At 60.6% G+C, this 14,934-nt stretch carries 16 protein-coding genes; 6 read left to right on the top strand and 10 right to left on the bottom strand.

The window, feature by feature from the left end:
- Window positions 1–18: 18 nt before the first annotated feature.
- From nusB to IFT66_RS02815, 9 genes are all read right to left on the bottom strand, one after another.
- Window positions 19–498: a transcription antitermination factor NusB gene (gene nusB, locus IFT66_RS02855; protein WP_062453277.1), complete on the bottom strand. Its 480-nt coding sequence runs from the start codon at window positions 496–498 to the stop codon at window positions 19–21.
- A gap of 4 nt (window positions 499–502) precedes the next feature.
- The gene (gene ribH / locus IFT66_RS02850; protein ID WP_192076738.1) at window positions 503–961 is read right to left on the bottom strand and encodes a 6,7-dimethyl-8-ribityllumazine synthase; all 459 of its coding nucleotides are present in this window, start codon (window positions 959–961) and stop codon (window positions 503–505) included.
- Window positions 962–1,164: 203 nt separating this feature from the next.
- Window positions 1,165–1,776, bottom strand: coding sequence for a riboflavin synthase (locus tag IFT66_RS02845; RefSeq protein ID WP_192076737.1), 612 nt, complete (start codon window positions 1,774–1,776; stop codon window positions 1,165–1,167).
- Window positions 1,777–1,785: 9 nt separating this feature from the next.
- Window positions 1,786–2,865 carry a bifunctional diaminohydroxyphosphoribosylaminopyrimidine deaminase/5-amino-6-(5-phosphoribosylamino)uracil reductase RibD gene (ribD, locus tag IFT66_RS02840; RefSeq protein ID WP_192076736.1) on the bottom strand — a complete coding sequence of 360 codons (1,080 nt, stop codon included), beginning with the start codon at window positions 2,863–2,865 and terminating at the stop codon, window positions 1,786–1,788.
- A gap of 4 nt (window positions 2,866–2,869) precedes the next feature.
- The gene (nrdR, locus tag IFT66_RS02835) at window positions 2,870–3,349 is read right to left on the bottom strand and encodes a transcriptional regulator NrdR (RefSeq protein ID WP_062453281.1); all 480 of its coding nucleotides are present in this window, start codon (window positions 3,347–3,349) and stop codon (window positions 2,870–2,872) included.
- Between the two features lie 9 nt (window positions 3,350–3,358).
- Window positions 3,359–4,648 carry a serine hydroxymethyltransferase gene (glyA, locus tag IFT66_RS02830; protein ID WP_062579943.1) on the bottom strand — a complete coding sequence of 430 codons (1,290 nt, stop codon included), beginning with the start codon at window positions 4,646–4,648 and terminating at the stop codon, window positions 3,359–3,361.
- A gap of 185 nt (window positions 4,649–4,833) precedes the next feature.
- Window positions 4,834–6,162: a L,D-transpeptidase family protein gene (locus IFT66_RS02825; RefSeq protein WP_062454734.1), complete on the bottom strand. Its 1,329-nt coding sequence runs from the start codon at window positions 6,160–6,162 to the stop codon at window positions 4,834–4,836.
- 533 nt (window positions 6,163–6,695) lie between these two features.
- Complete coding sequence (ldtR, locus tag IFT66_RS02820) at window positions 6,696–7,208, bottom strand: transcriptional regulator LdtR (RefSeq protein ID WP_062454736.1); 513 nt, start codon at window positions 7,206–7,208, stop codon at window positions 6,696–6,698.
- Between the two features lie 233 nt (window positions 7,209–7,441).
- Window positions 7,442–7,879 carry a DUF6163 family protein gene (locus IFT66_RS02815; RefSeq protein ID WP_062454738.1) on the bottom strand — a complete coding sequence of 146 codons (438 nt, stop codon included), beginning with the start codon at window positions 7,877–7,879 and terminating at the stop codon, window positions 7,442–7,444.
- A 194-nt stretch (window positions 7,880–8,073) separates the two neighbouring features.
- Between IFT66_RS02815 and hemB the strand changes: the two genes are divergently transcribed.
- The 5 genes from hemB to IFT66_RS02790 all read left to right on the top strand — a co-directional run bounded on the left by hemB (window position 8,074) and on the right by IFT66_RS02790 (window position 11,185).
- Window positions 8,074–9,084, top strand: coding sequence for a porphobilinogen synthase (gene hemB, locus IFT66_RS02810; protein ID WP_244474015.1), 1,011 nt, complete (start codon window positions 8,074–8,076; stop codon window positions 9,082–9,084).
- 76 nt (window positions 9,085–9,160) lie between these two features.
- A complete protein-coding gene (locus IFT66_RS02805; protein ID WP_062453284.1) occupies window positions 9,161–9,619 on the top strand; it encodes an RDD family protein in 459 nt (152 codons plus the stop codon).
- A gap of 121 nt (window positions 9,620–9,740) precedes the next feature.
- Window positions 9,741–10,502 (top strand): arginyltransferase, encoded by a 762-nt coding sequence (locus IFT66_RS02800; RefSeq protein ID WP_192076734.1) that lies wholly within the window; start codon window positions 9,741–9,743, stop codon window positions 10,500–10,502.
- Between the two features lie 75 nt (window positions 10,503–10,577).
- Window positions 10,578–10,799: an AbrB/MazE/SpoVT family DNA-binding domain-containing protein gene (locus tag IFT66_RS02795; protein ID WP_062453286.1), complete on the top strand. Its 222-nt coding sequence runs from the start codon at window positions 10,578–10,580 to the stop codon at window positions 10,797–10,799.
- Window positions 10,799–11,185: a type II toxin-antitoxin system death-on-curing family toxin gene (locus IFT66_RS02790; RefSeq protein WP_092661935.1), complete on the top strand. Its 387-nt coding sequence runs from the start codon at window positions 10,799–10,801 to the stop codon at window positions 11,183–11,185. The genes IFT66_RS02795 and IFT66_RS02790 overlap by 1 nt, the downstream gene beginning before the upstream one ends.
- A gap of 45 nt (window positions 11,186–11,230) precedes the next feature.
- Here IFT66_RS02790 and parC read toward each other — a convergent pair whose 3' ends face one another.
- Entirely contained in the window at window positions 11,231–13,498 is a 2,268-nt protein-coding gene (gene parC / locus IFT66_RS02785; RefSeq protein WP_192076733.1) for a DNA topoisomerase IV subunit A, read from the bottom strand.
- A gap of 232 nt (window positions 13,499–13,730) precedes the next feature.
- Here parC and IFT66_RS02780 point away from each other — a divergent pair, with 232 nt between their 5' ends.
- Window positions 13,731–14,921, top strand: a complete 1,191-nt coding sequence (locus IFT66_RS02780; RefSeq protein WP_062453289.1) for a hypothetical protein — start codon at window positions 13,731–13,733, stop codon at window positions 14,919–14,921.
- Window positions 14,922–14,934 lie beyond the last annotated feature (13 nt).

The raw sequence follows: 14,934 nt of genomic DNA, 5'->3' as shown, positions 1-14,934 counted from the left end.
GATGCTCTTTCCGGGATGTTACTTCTTCGCGTCGCCGCGGATTTGCTTGGCAATCCGGTCGAGAACCGCATTGACGACCTTCGGCTCGTCTTCCTCGAAGAACGCGCGAGCAATTTCGACATACTCGGTGACGATGACGGCCACCGGGACATCCTTGCGCTCGACGATCTCGAACGTTCCGGCACGCAGGATGGCGCGCAGGGTCGAATCGATCCGCGACAGCAGCCAGTCCTCCTGGAGCGCCGAGCGGATCAGCGGGTCGATCTTGTCCTGATCGCGCACGACGCCGGCAACGATAGAGCGGAACCAGGAGGCGTCCGCCTTGAGATAGGTATCGCCATCGAGTTCCTGGCCGAGGCGATGGGCCTCATATTCGGCCACGACCTCGAGAACGCCGGTGCCGCCGACATCCATCTGATACAGAGCCTGGACGGCTGCCAAACGCGCCGCGCCACGCTGATTTGCCGGCTTGACCGGATGCTCGCCTTCTTTGGACATTCTATCAACCACCATTCAGCTTTTCGCGCAGCGCGATCATGGTGAGGCAGGCACGGGCCGCAAAGCCGCCCTTGTCCTTTTCGGACCGCTTGATGCGCACCCAGGCCTGCTCGTCGTTCTCGACGGTCATGATGCCGTTGCCGATCGCCAGCGATTCGGAGACCGCGAGATCCATCAGCGCGCGCGAGGATTCGTTCGAGACGATGTCGAAATGATATGTTTCGCCGCGGATGACCATGCCGAGCGCGACAAAACCGTCATAGGTCGTGCCGTCCTGATCGCCGGCGTCGAGCGCCATGGCGATCGCCGGCGGAATTTCGAGCGCGCCGGGAACCGTCACCACGTCGTAGGTCGCACCCGCATCCTTGAGAGCGGTCGTTGCGCCATCGAGCAGCGCGTCCGCCATGTCGTCATAAAACCGTGCTTCCACGATCAGGATGTGAGGTGCGTTTTCTTGCGGCATGATTTCACCTTGGTTACATCGGCGCGTTGGGCGACAAGCCGAATAGTCGGCGGTCAAAACATGCCCGGCCGGGATTGGCAAGTGGTTTTCGCTGAACGCTGCGTTGCAGGGCGCGAATACCTATTCTGCAACGTCATCGGGGCGGAACAGGAGGAGCGCAGCTTGCACGCTGCCGCCTGTTTCCGCATGTCGTCGGGTCAGCCTCAGCCTGTCGGGAACTGGGCCAGCCTTGCTGCGTAACGAGCCATCGTGTCCACTTCGAAATTGACGAAATCGCCGGCCTGGCGATCGCCCCATGTGGTCACGCCCAGCGTATGCCTGATCAGCAGCACATCGAAATCGGTGCCATCGACCGAGTTGACGGTCAGCGATGTGCCATCGAGCGCAACCGATCCCTTCGGCGCGACGAAGCGGGCGAGGCTTTCCGGCGCCCGAAGGCGAATGCGGACTGCTTCGCCTTCGGAGGTCACGGACAGGATCTCCGCCTTGCCGTCGACATGGCCGGAGACGATATGGCCGCCCAGTTCGTCGCCGATCTTCAGCGCCCGCTCCAGATTGACGCGGGTACCGGATGTCCAGCCAGCGATCGTTGTCAGCCGCAGCGCTTCTTCCCAGGCTTCCACCTCGAACCAGCGCTCATTGCTGCCGTCCTCAGGCAAGTTGGTCACGGTCAGGCAAACGCCGCCATGGGCGATCGAGGCACCCATCGCGATCGTCTTCGGATCGTAGCTGGTGGCGATACGGAGCTTGACGCCCTCGTCCATCGGGGTAGTCGCCGCTACGGTTCCGACATCGGTGACAATTCCGGTAAACATCGACGACCTCTATGACTGCTCGATTTTCTGGAAATCGTAGGAACGGTCGGGACCGAACGTATCCTCACGAACCAGCTGGAAACCCTCCGGCATATCGGATGGCGACAGAGGCGATTCAAGACCGCCCTCGCCCACCATCGTCGGCCCCTGCGACAGCACGATCCGATCGACGAGGCCGACATCCAGAAAGGCCTTGCCAACCGTCGCGCCGCCTTCAACGAATAGAAGGGAAATTCCGCGTGTCGCCAACTGGTCGAGAAGTGCTGCGAGATCGCCTGCCTCGATCACATCGACACCTGCGGCCAGAAGTTTCTCGCGCTTTTCGGACTCTTGCGAGACCGGCACGCAGGCGACGATCACAGGCACGTCGCGGGCAGACTTCACCAGAAGGCTGTCGAGCGGCAGTTCGAGACGGCGGTCTAGAATAACGCGGACGGGCGATCTGTCGCTCATCTCGGGAAGCCGGACCGTTAGTTGCGGATCGTCGGAACGGACGGTTCCCATACCAACCAGGATCGCATCGCTTTCGGCGCGCATGACATGCACCTGGGCACGGGCGAGCGGCCCGGTGATCAGCACTTCCTCGCCACGGCGTCCCAGCATTCCATCGGCCGAGACGGCAAGCTTGAGCGTGACGTAAGGGCGGTGGCGGATCTGGCGGGAGAGATAACCGGCGAGCGCGCGCTTGCCGTCATCTTCCATGAGGCCAAGCTCGGTCGCGATGCCCGCATCGTGCAGGATCTTCAATCCCTGACCGGAGACGCGCGGATCGGGATCGGCGACGCTGACGACAACGCGGGAAACACCGGCCGCCACGAGCGCATTGGCGCAGGGCGGGGTCTTGCCGTGATGGGCGCAAGGTTCGAGCGTCACATAGGCGGTCGCCCCCCTCGCCTTCTCGCCGGCAACGGCGAGCGCGCGGGCTTCCGCATGTGGTCGGCCATCGCGGGCCGTAACCGCTGCACCAACAATGGCACCATCCCTGACGAGCACGCAGCCGACCGATGGATTGGTCATGGTCTGGCCTTCATGCCAGCGCGACAGCCTCAGCGCTGCGGCCATGAACCGCTGGTCGTCGGCCTCCGACATGGCGTCAGGACTCCAGCCCGGGATCGCGGGCAATCTTGGCGTTGATCTCGGAAATCACTTTCTCGAAGTCCTCCGCATGGGAGAAGTCGCGATAAACGGATGCGTAGCGCACGAAGGCGACGTCATCGAGGCTTTTCAGCGATTCGAGCACCTGCAGGCCGATCTCTTCGGAGGAGATTTCGCTCTCGCCCGAGCTTTCGAGGCGCCGGACGATGCCGGAGACGGCGCGCTCGATGCGGTCGGGATCGACGGGCCGCTTGCGCAGCGCGATCTGGAACGACCGCACCAGCTTGTTGCGGTCGAAAGGTACCTTGCGGCCGGTCTTCTTCGACACCAGCAGCTCGCGCAACTGCACGCGCTCGAATGTCGTGAAGCGACCGCCGCAGTCAGGGCAAATGCGCCGCCGCCTTATGGAGGTGAAATCCTCGGCCGGACGCGAGTCCTTGACCTGGGTATCTTCCGAACCGCAATAGGGGCAGCGCATCATGTTTCCTTAGAGGTACGGGTACATCGGGAAGCGATTGGTGAGCGTCATCACCTTTTCGCGGACACCCGCTTCCACCACCGCATTGCCCTCGTCCGAATTGGCCGTCTTCAGGCCGTCAAGCAGTTCGACGATCAGATTACCGATTTCGGTGAACTCGGCTTCCTTGAAGCCGCGCGTCGTTCCGGCCGGCGTGCCGAGACGGATACCGGACGTGACGAAGGGCTTTTCAGGGTCGAACGGAATGCCGTTCTTGTTGCAGGTGATATAGCCGCGGCCAAGCGCTGCTTCGGCCCGCTTTCCGGTCGCGTTCTTCTTGCGCAGATCGACCAGCATCAGGTGGTTGTCGGTACCGCCGGAGACGATGTCGAGACCGCCTGCCACCAGTGTTTCCGACAGGGCCTTGGCGTTCTTGACGATCTGAGCTGCATAATCCTGGAATTCAGGCTGCAGCGCTTCGCCGAAGGCCACCGCCTTGGCGGCGATGACATGCATCAGCGGGCCGCCCTGCAGGCCGGGGAAGACAGCCGAGTTGAATTTCTTCGCCAGATCCTCGTCATTGGTGAGGATCATGCCGCCGCGCGGTCCGCGCAGCGACTTGTGGGTCGTGGTGGTCGCGACATGGCAGTGCGGGAACGGCGACGGATGCTGGTTGCCGGCAACAAGACCGGCGATATGCGCCATGTCGACCATGAGCCAGGCACCGACTTCGTCGGCGATCTCGCGGAAACGTTTCCAGTCCCAGGTGCGGGAATAGGCCGTGCCGCCGGCGATGATCAGCTTCGGCTTGGTCGTGCGGGCCTTCTCGGCCACGGCATCCATATCGAGAAGGTTGTCGCCTTCACGAACGCCGTAGGACACAACGTTGAACCACTTGCCGGACATGTTGACCGGCGAACCATGGGTCAGGTGACCGCCCGAGTTGAGATCGAGGCCCATGAACGTGTCGCCCGGCTGCAGCAGCGCCAGGAACACGGCCTGGTTCATCTGCGAACCGGAATTGGGCTGGACGTTGGCGAAGTTCACACCGAACAGCTTCTTAGCGCGTTCGATGGCAAGTTCTTCGGCGATGTCGACGAACTGGCAGCCGCCGTAGTAGCGCTTGCCCGGATAGCCCTCGGCATACTTGTTGGTCATGATCGAGCCCTGGGCTTCGAGCACGGCACGCGACACGATGTTTTCCGAGGCGATCAGTTCGATCTCATGGCGTTGACGGCCAAGTTCCTTCTCGATCGCGCCAAAAATATCCGGATCGGATTCGGCCAGCGGGCGGGAGAAGAATGCTTCGGTATTGGACATGTGCGAGGCTCCTCGAAGGGTGGCAGGCGATGTGACGCGTCTTAGCCTTCCCTTCCGATCAGGGCAATACACGGAGCGACATTTGCGCGTCCAACTCCGTTTCGAGACAACGGCAAAAGGCCGCACCACCCTTTTGGGCGATGCGGCCTTTCAATCGAATTGGTCGTTCGTCAGCGACGTCCTGCTTATTGCGGCAGGAGATCCTGTTCGGTGATCGCACCGGAGGCACGCTCCACGCCGGTCGTGGTCTGCAGAGCCAGTTCCTGGTTGCCGTCGCGCTGGTAGATGTCGTCGCGGAACTGGACGACCTGGTCCTTTGCCGACCATGCCGTGACATAGACGATATAGACCGGAACTTCCTGGCTGAGCTTGATCGGGTTGTTCTGGCGAGCAGCGATAACCCGTTCGATTTCCTGACGCGACCAGCCGGGCGTGTCACGCAGCAGCCAGGTCACGAGATCGCGCACGTTCTGGATACGCATGCAGCCCGAGGACTCAAAGCGCATCAGCTTGTTGAACAGGCCCTGCTGGGGCGTGTCGTGCATGTATTCGTTGTTCGGGTTGTGGAAGTTGATCTTCGTCGAGGACATCGCGTTGATCTTGCCCGGATCCTGGCGGAACATGAAGTTCGGCGCCTTGGGGGCATTCCAATCCACGGTTTCCGGCGACACTTCCTGGCCACGACCGTCGATCAGACGGATGTTGTTGCGTGTTAGGTAAGTCGGGTCCTTGCGCATCAACGGCACGATGTCTTTTTCGACGATCGAGCGCGGTGCGGTCCAGTAAGGATTGAGGATGACTTCGTAGATTTTCGAATTGATCGCATGGGTCGGGCGGTCGATACGGCCGACGACCGCATTGGTGCGCAGCGCCACGCGATCGTTCTCGACCGCTTCAACATAGGCCGCCGGGATGTTGACCATGACGTAACGCGAACCGAGATCACCCGACATCGACTGCAGGCGAACCCGGTTGGTTTCGAGCTGCATCAGACGTGTCTGGGCCGGAACGTTCATCGCCTTGACGCTGAATTCGCCAAGCACGCCATCTGCCGGCAGGCCGTGACGGGCCTGGAAGCGCTTGACCGCACCGTCGACATTGCTGTCGAACGAGCTGGACATGCCTGCGGACTGATCGAGATCGCCGGCGATCATCAGGCGACGGCGCAGGTTCTGCACCGACGGATCAACGACGCCGAGCTGCAGGCGCACGGACGAATTGACATCTGGCCAGCCACCTGCAGAAACGATCTGCTGATAGAAGGCAATTGCCTGCTGGATGTTTGCCGGGCCTTCGGAACCAAGGATCGGATTGTTGGAGACGACACCGACGGCCGAGCGCGAACCACGCGCATCGAACTGGTCATCCCAGTTGCCACGACGAGGCGCGGTCATGATGCCATCGAGCGTCGACTGCGCCAAAGCCGGCGCGGCCAGAACGGCGGCACCCACGGAGACGGCCGAACGCAACATGGCGCGGCGGGAAAGCAATTCCGATCCGATCTTTTTCGACATCATCCTGTCCATCTGGTCCCAGAGGCTTCAAAACAAAAGCGCTACAGGGATATGGTTAATAAACGCGCAAAATTCCGCGGCTGGGCTGCTGGAAATGCTCGGGGGGCCATCTGGAGTAGCACGAGTTTCCCGAACCTGTTCAAGCATGGCGGTCCCATAGCAATATGGCCAATTCGTGTCAGTTGCTGCAGCGTCACAAAGCCGTGTGAAAGCGTGACTTTTCGGCCTCCTTCGAGATACTCAACGGGAAATGTGGCAGGCGCGAACTCGAAGGCATTTCGGGAGGTTGGGAGTGCGCTGTGGAGCGAGAGAACGCTGCGTTCCGGTGTTCTTAAAGAGCCTGCATCAGGCGACCATGACAGAGGACATCTGGAGCTCTGAAACGGGATCGGCGGAGCGTATTGCGACGCTCCGCCCGATATGTGTGTCGTGCCACTGCATGACTGGAGGAAATGCAGGCGCCGACAGTTGTCTTTGCCGTGCCGCCGTCGCGCCTCCGGTGGTTCAGGAGCGCGGCGCGGCGATGGCAGATATTACATGCGGTAAGCGATGCTGTCGTTCCAGAAACGGTCGAGGCGCTGCAGCAGCTTGTTCATCTGCGAGAACTCGCCCTCGCCGATGCCGCCGACCTTTTCGATCGAGCCGACGTGGCGATCATAGAGCTTGGCGACGGTTTCTGCGACTTCCTGGCCTTCCTTGGTCAGGCTGATGCGGACCGAGCGGCGGTCGATGCGCGAACGCTGGTGGTTGATGAAACCGAGGTCGACCAGCTTCTTGACGTTGTAGGAAACGTTGGAGCCGAGATAGTAACCGCGCGAGCGCAGTTCACCGGCAGTGAGTTCCGAGTTGCCGATGTTGAAGAGGAGAAGTGCCTGGATGGCGTTGACGTCGTCGCGACCCTGGCGGTCGAACTCGTCCTTGATGACGTCGAGCAGGCGGCGGTGAAGACGCTCGACCAGGTGGAGCGATTCCATATAAAGCGAACGGATCGGATCTTCGTTGATGTCTGCTGCGACCGGTGCCTGCGGCTTCATTTTCGTGTTCATCATGACTGCCTCACTGTTTTGCTTGGCGGTGTGTTTGTTTATTCCCGCCTTGAGACAGACACTAACGAAAGCGCATAAAATTCGACTTAAAACAAAGGGTTAACAAAATCTTGCAGAAGTTTTTCCAATCGTCGGCAGTCTAGCTGCCTCCCCCTCACCCTTATTTCCGCCCTATTGAAATCAATGGGTTAGGTCGAAATTTCAGGCCAAATAAAGGCGCCAAAGCTTTAGGGTCAAGGTGAATCAATCCTTACCCGCTCCGCCTTGCGCCGCTCTTCCAGCCATAAAGAGAGCCGAAACACGCCGTAAATGGCGGCCACGAGGCCGTGCAGGATGGGCACAAGAGTGTTCCGTCCGAAGATTTCTGGCCAGACGAGATACATCAGCACCTGCGAGAACGCTGCGATAGTCCAGAGCACCGCGCCCCAGGACACGGTGAGCCACAAACCGAGCGAGGCAACCGGAAACAGAACGGCAAGCGAGGCCGCCGCCACTTTCCATGGCGGCGCCAGAAGATCGAAGCGCGCCATGCCGTGCAGCGAATAGCCGACCAGCATCGCCCAGTACTGGATGCCGAACCATAGGCAGGCAACCGCGATAATCCTGAGGAAGACGACGAAAAGGATTTCCGTCAGCGTGCGCTTGGGTACCGTGGGTGAATCAGATTCCATGCCTTCGATCATATCGGGAGACGTCGCGAGCCGCCAGCATGCCGCATGGCAGCAATGCGCAGTAAGCCCCATTCATAAACAGTTTCTCGCGTGTTAGAGCGTTTGACCTGACACAAGCCCGCTCCGGCAGAATGTTTCAATCCAGCCAGGAAACGCTCTCGTCAGCAGCGAGCATTAAGAACGGAGTATCCGTCATGGACAAGACCCACCTCGTCGACCACGTCACCGGTCATCGCCGCATGCGGCGCAACCGCAAGGCCGACTGGACGCGACGAATGGTGCAGGAGAACCGGCTGACCGTGGACGACCTGATCTGGCCGATCTTCATCGTGCCCGGCACCGGCATCGTCGATCCGATCAAGTCGATGCCCGGGGTCAACCGGATGAGCGTCGACAAGGCGGTGGAAGCCATACGGGAAGCGGCCGATCTCGGCATTCCAGCTGTTGCGCCCTTCCCCGACATCGAGATGAACCTGCGCGATGAGACGGGATCAGCGATCCTCGATCCGAACAACCTCATCAACCAGTTCACCATCGCCGCGAAGAAAGCGGTGCCCAATATCGGCGTCATCACCGACGTGGCGCTCGATCCATTCACCAGCCATGGCCATGACGGCATCCTGCGTGAGGGCATCATCGTCAACGACGAGACGGTTGATCAGGTGATCAAGGCGGCGGTCCTGCAGGCGGATGCAGGTGCCGACATCATCGCGCCGTCCGAGATGATGGACGGTCGCATCGGCGCCATCCGCCGCGGGCTCGACGCTGCCGGTCACCAGGATGTCGGCATCATGTCCTATGCGACAAAGTTCTCCTCGGGATTTTACGGTCCGTACCGTGAGGCGATCAATACGAGCGGGCTCCTGAAGGGCGACAAGAACGCCTATTACATCTCGCCCGCCAACGGCACCGAAGCGATGCGCGACGCGGCACTCGACGTGGAAGAAGGCGCCGACATGCTGATGGTCAAGCCGGGTATCGCCTATCTCGATATCTGTTGGCGCGTGAAGGAAGCTTTCGGCCTGCCGACCTACGCCTATCAGGTCTCCGGCGAATATTCGCAGATCAAGGCGGCGGCGATGAACGGCTGGATCGACGGCGACCGGATCATGATGGAGACGCTGCTCTGCTTCAAGCGCGCCGGCTGCGACGGCATCTTGACCTACTTTGCGATCGAGGCCGCGAAGAAACTCGGCCGGGTTTAAAGCCTATGGTGGCAAACCTTGCTGTTGGGCTTGCCACCTCTTATATCGGGTTTGGTACAACTGGAGAACCACGCGAATGAGCTTCGAACCGAACCCGACCTATGCCGCACCGGACAATTGGCGCGCCTATAGCGGCGTTCTGTCACGCCGGATCTTCGCCTTTGTCATCGATTACCTGTTCGTTCTTCTGCTGTGCATCCCTGCAGCGGTGATCGTGTTCTTCTTGGGAATTCTGACGCTCGGGCTTGGCTTCATGCTCTATCCCGCGTTGTTCTTCATCGTCGCCCTCCTCTATTTCGGCCTGACGCTCGGTGGCGCCAGCCAGGGATCTCCGGGCATGCGCGCCATGGGGCTTGCCATGACACGGGTCGACGGGCGCCGGATGGATTTCCTGACTGCCATGGTTCACACGGTACTGTTCTGGGTGATCAATTCGGTACTGACGCCGCTGGTGCTCCTGGCCGGGCTGTTTATCGAGCGCTCGCGGCTGGTTCACGATCTCCTCCTCGGCACCGTCGTCGTCCGCAGGTCGTAAGACCGCAACAGTGATCCAGGGATGCGTCAACCGGCAAATGCGCCAGTTGACGTTTCCGCGTTATGCGCCATGCTAGGATCAGTAGCGCCACGAGCAAGACGACGGACCGGGCTGCACCTCCATGAACACACAGACAACGCCATCACCTCAGTTCTACCTGACGGCACCGGCGATTTGTCCGTATCTATCGGGTGAAATGGAACGCAAGGTGTTCACGCATCTCGTCGGTCCTCGCGCGGCGGAGATGAACGACCTATTGACCCAAGGCGGGTTTCGACGGTCCCAGAACATCGCCTACCGGCCAGCCTGCGAAGCGTGCCGTGCCTGCGTTTCTGTTCGAATCCTTGCAGGCGACTTCCAGCCGGCGAAGTCCATGAGGCGCGTTCTCGCGACCAACAGCGACATCGTTGCGACCCTTGGTCCAGCGCAGCCGTCCACCGAACAGTTCTCCCTGTTCCGACGGTATCTCGACAGCCGTCACCAGCGCGGCGGGATGTCGGACATGTCCGCCCTCGACTACGCGATCATGGTCGAGGATTCGCACGTCAACACCCGCGTCATCGAATACCGCCGCCGCGAGCCGGGAGACGGTATCGCCGGCACGCCGAGGGGCGAATTGATCGCCGTGGCGCTGACCGACATGATGAGCGACGGGCTGTCGATGGTCTATTCCTTCTTCAATCCCGATCTCGAAAAGCGCTCTCTCGGCACCTTCATGATCCTCGACCATATCAACCGCACGAAGACGCTCGGCCTGCCGCATGTCTATCTCGGCTACTGGGTGAAGGGGTCGCCCAAGATGGGCTACAAGACCCGCTACCAGCCTCAGGAACACCTGACGGCCCGCGGATGGGAACTTGCCGATCCGGCGCGCGACGTCTGACGCCCCCTCTCCCGACGGCATTGCAAATCGGCCATCCTCATGTTGTAACTCGCGTTGCAACACGAGGATACGCGCATGAAGACCACCATCCGCAAGATCGGCAATTCCGAAGGCATCATCATCCCGAAGGAGATTCTGGAGCGGATGGGGTTGCGCGCGGGAGATAATATCGATCTTAGCGAAGAAGCAGGGAAGCTGGTCTTGAAGCCGCTCGATGACGATTTCAACCGTCAGCTAGAGCATGCGGAGCGCTTCATGGACAGATACAAGGTTGCCCTCAAGAAGCTGGCCGAGTGATGGCCATCCAATTTCTTTCACGAGCGCTGGTTGAACGCCTCCACCTGCGCCAGATCGAAAGATTCGGTGGGGCTTATGGTTTGCGCGATGAGGGCGCGCTGGAATCTGCGCTGATGCTTGCCGTCAACAAGGTTGCATATGGATCGACAGACCTCATCGAGCTGGCGGTAGCGTATCTTTACGTTCTTGCAATGAACAATGCTTTTATCGACGGAAACAAGCGGATCGCGATCGTCTCAGCCGGTGTCTTCCTGATGGACAACGGGTATGCCATCGATACCGATGACGCCACGCTCTACCAATTCATCCTCTCCGTCGCAGCCGGCGAGATCGACGAGGATGGTGCAGCGCGGTTCCTTCGCGATCACACGGTCCCCTACCCCTGAACCGGTCCGCCCATCAGGGCGAACCGTCTCAATCCAAAGGCCTGATCAGCCGGCGAATTTGCCGCTGCGCGGAAAGCCCTTCGGAACGGTGCGGCCGGCGGAGGCGCGGTCACCCATCCATTCGAGAAGCTCATCCTTGCTGCGGTTGAAGGCGCGTCCGGCACTGTCTTCCCAGGCAAGCCCGGTATCGATTGCGAAACACCTGATGTCGGAGATGCCGCCGTCCTTGTAGCGCTGCAGGCGCACGCCCTTGCCGCGTGTCATTTCCGGCAACTGGTCGAGCGGAAAGACCAGCATCTTGCGGTTCTCGCCGACAATCGCGACGTGATCGCCCTTGACCTGAACGACCAGCTTTGCCTCGTCCGGCATCGAGACGTTCATGACTTGCTTGCCCTTGCGGGTGTTGGCCACCATCTCGCTTTCGGCAATGACAAAGCCATAGCCGGCTGTCGAGGCGATCACCATCTTGCGGCTGGCGTCGTGGACGAAGGCGGTCAGGATGTCCTGGTCGTTCTCCATGTCGACGATGATGCGGATCGGCTCGCCATGGCCGCGGCCGCCCGGCAGCTTGTCGGCGCCGAGCGTGTAGGCCTTGCCGCCGGTCGTTACCAGCAGCAGCTTGTCGGTCGTCTGCGCCGTGAACGCGATCTTCGGTCCGTCTCCTTCCTTGAAGACGAGACCCGACGTATCGGTCACGTGCCCCTTCAAGGCGCGGATCCAGCCCTTCTGCGAGATCACGACGGTGATCGGTTCCTTTTCGATCATCGCCTGCTGGATTGCTTCCAGATTGGCTTCCGGCGCATTGGCGAATTGGGTGCGGCGGCGGCCAAGTTCGGTCGCCTTGGCATACTGTTTCTTGACCTCCTGGATCTCCCAGGCAACGGTCTTCCACTGCTGTTCGTCGGAGGCGAGAAGCGCTTCGATCTCGCCCTTTTCCTTGGTCAGATTATCGTGCTCGGTGCGGATCTCGAACTCTTCGAGCTTGCGCAAATTGCGCAGCCGCATGTTGAGGATCGATTCCACCTGCAGGTCGGTCAGAGACCAGCGCGCCACCATGACAGGCTTCGGCTCGTCCTCCTCGCGGATGATGCGGATCACCTCGTCGATGTTGAGGTAGGCGATCAGCAGGCCGCCGAGGATTTCCAGCCGCCGGTCGATTGCTGCCAGACGGTAGCGGGAGCGGCGAACCAGCACGTCCTTGCGATGCGCCAGCCATTCGAGCAGCACCTCGTTCAGCGCCATCACCCGCGGCACGCGCCCCATCGAGAGCAAGTTCATGTTGAGCGGAATGCGGTTTTCAAGCTCGGTCAGCTTGAACATCGATTCCATCAGCAGCGTCGCATCGACCGTGCGGTTCTTCGGCACGATGATGATGCGGACGTCTTCGGCGGATTCGTCGCGGATGTCGTCGAGCAGCGGCAGCCTGCGGGCAATCAGCAGTTCGGCGATCTTTTCGATCAGGCGCGACTTCTGCACCTGGTAGGGAATTTCCGTGACGACGATCTGATAGCCGCCGCGGCCGAGATCCTCGATCTCCCACTTGGCGCGGACGCGGAAGCCGCCGCGACCTGTCTTGTAGCTCTCGAGGATCGACTCGCGGTTATCGATGATGATGCCGCCGGTCGGAAGATCCGGACCCGGCATGAACTCGAGCAGCTTTTCGACGCTGGCATCCGGATGGGCGATGAGATGCAGCGCCGCGTCGCAGACTTCATGGGCATTGTGCGACGGGATCGACGTCGCCATGCCGACCGCGATCCCGGAGGCGCCGTTGGCCAGCAGGTTCGGGAAGGCACCGGGCAGAACCGTCGGTTCGGAGTTGCTCTCGTCATAGGTATCGCGAAAGTCGACCGCATCCTCGCCGATTCCCTGCAGCAGCAGTTCGGCAACGGCAGTCATCTTCGATTCGGTGTAACGCATCGCGGCGGGGCTATCGCCGTCGATATTGCCGAAATTGCCCTGGCCGTTGACCAGCGGATAGCGCTGCGAGAAATCCTGCGCGAGACGGGCAAGCGCATCGTAGATCGATTGGTCGCCGTGCGGATGGTAGTTACCCATCACTTCACCGACGATCTTTGCGCATTTGCGGAAGGCCGAGTTGGGACGAAGGCCCATCTCGTTCATCGCGTAGACGATACGGCGATGGACGGGTTTCAGACCGTCGCGCACATCAGGCAGAGCACGGTGCATGATCGTGGAAAGAGCGTAGGCAAGATAGCGCTCTTCGAGCGCTGCCTTCAGGTCAACCGCCTGAATGTGGTCGCCGCCGCCGTCTCCCGAGCCGTCGCCAGGTGGAGTTACAATTTTTCCCATGGCACTTGACTATAGAAATCCCTGATTCCCGGCAAGAAACCTATCCAAACGCCCTGTGGATGATCGGGCCGATGACACAAGTTTTCACTGTTTGGCGACAAACATTTACGCTGCCGCAATTATGCCGAAGCGAATGGACACTACGGCATGGACGTTTTGCACCGTCCGCCTTAACTCTTGCCTCAGCCAGACTGTAATTGATCCCGGGCCGTGCCGCCCGCCAGGAGGACCTATGACCCACTTTTCCACCACGGCGCGCCTGCTTGCCGCCGCCACAGCGCTGTCGGTGTTTGCCGGGCCGGCCTTGGCTCTCGATGGCAACGATCTTCTGAAGAAGATCAACGCCGCGCTCGTCATCCAGGGCGGCGCGCTCGAAGCCCAGTCGGTTGCCGTCGACGGGTCGAAGGTGACGCTGACAGGCGCAACCTACAATCCCTCAGGGGCTCCGCAGAAGATGCCGATCGGCACTGTGACGATGGATGGCGTCGAAGAAGCCGAGGGCGGCTACACGATCGACAAGGTGACCTTCCCCAACATCAACGTTTCGCATGAAGCCACCACGATCAGCGCGTCCGACATCACGATGAGCGGCGTCACGGTACCGGCGGACGCCACGAAGAACACAATCGAGTCGCTCCTGCTCTACGAGGAAGCCAAGACCGGCGCCACGACCGTCGCAGTCGGCGGCAAGACCGTTCTCACAGTCGGCCCGAGCAGCGTCACGACGGAGGTTGCGGACGACAATTCCGGTATCGACTTCGATATGGCGCTGAACGAAATCAAGGCGGATCTCAGCATCATCGACGACCCGCAGTCGCGCGAGGCAATCCAGGCGCTTGGCGTCAACACTCTGGATGGCAGCATCAACCTCAACGGCACATGGACGCAGAACGACGGTACTGTCGCCGTCGAGGAATATGCCATCGACTTCGACAAGGTCGGCCGTCTCGATTTGTCCTTCAGCTTTTCCGGCTATACGATCGACTTCCTGAAGTCCGCGCAGGAAACCGCAAAGGCGCTGGAAGCCAACCCGAACAAGCAGGAAGCGCAGCAGGCGGCAAACCTTGCCATGCTCGGCCTGATGCAGCGGCTCACGTTCAACGCCGCCCAGATCCGCTTCGAGGATGACGGCGTGACGGCGAAGGCGCTGGATTATGCCGGCAAGAAGCAGGGTTCGAACGGCCCGCAGATGGCACAGATGATCAAGGCGATGACGCCGATCGTGCTTTCGCAGTACAACATTCCGGAACTGCAGAACATGCTGAGCCAGGCCGTCAACACCTATCTCGACAAGCCCGAGAACCTGACGATCACGGCAGAGCCGGCAAACCCTGTTCCGTTCCCGATGATCATGGGCGCGGCAATGGGCGCACCGAACACGCTGCCGAACGTGCTGGGCGTCAAGGTCTCCGCGAACGACTGATCGCTTCCCTCTA

Source organism: Rhizobium sp. CFBP 13726 (genome assembly GCF_014841925.1).
GTDB classification, from domain to species: Bacteria; Pseudomonadota; Alphaproteobacteria; order Rhizobiales; family Rhizobiaceae; genus Neorhizobium; species Neorhizobium soli.
Note: the sequence above shows the minus strand (reverse complement) of the source record. Positions and strands in the feature narration are given on the sequence as shown.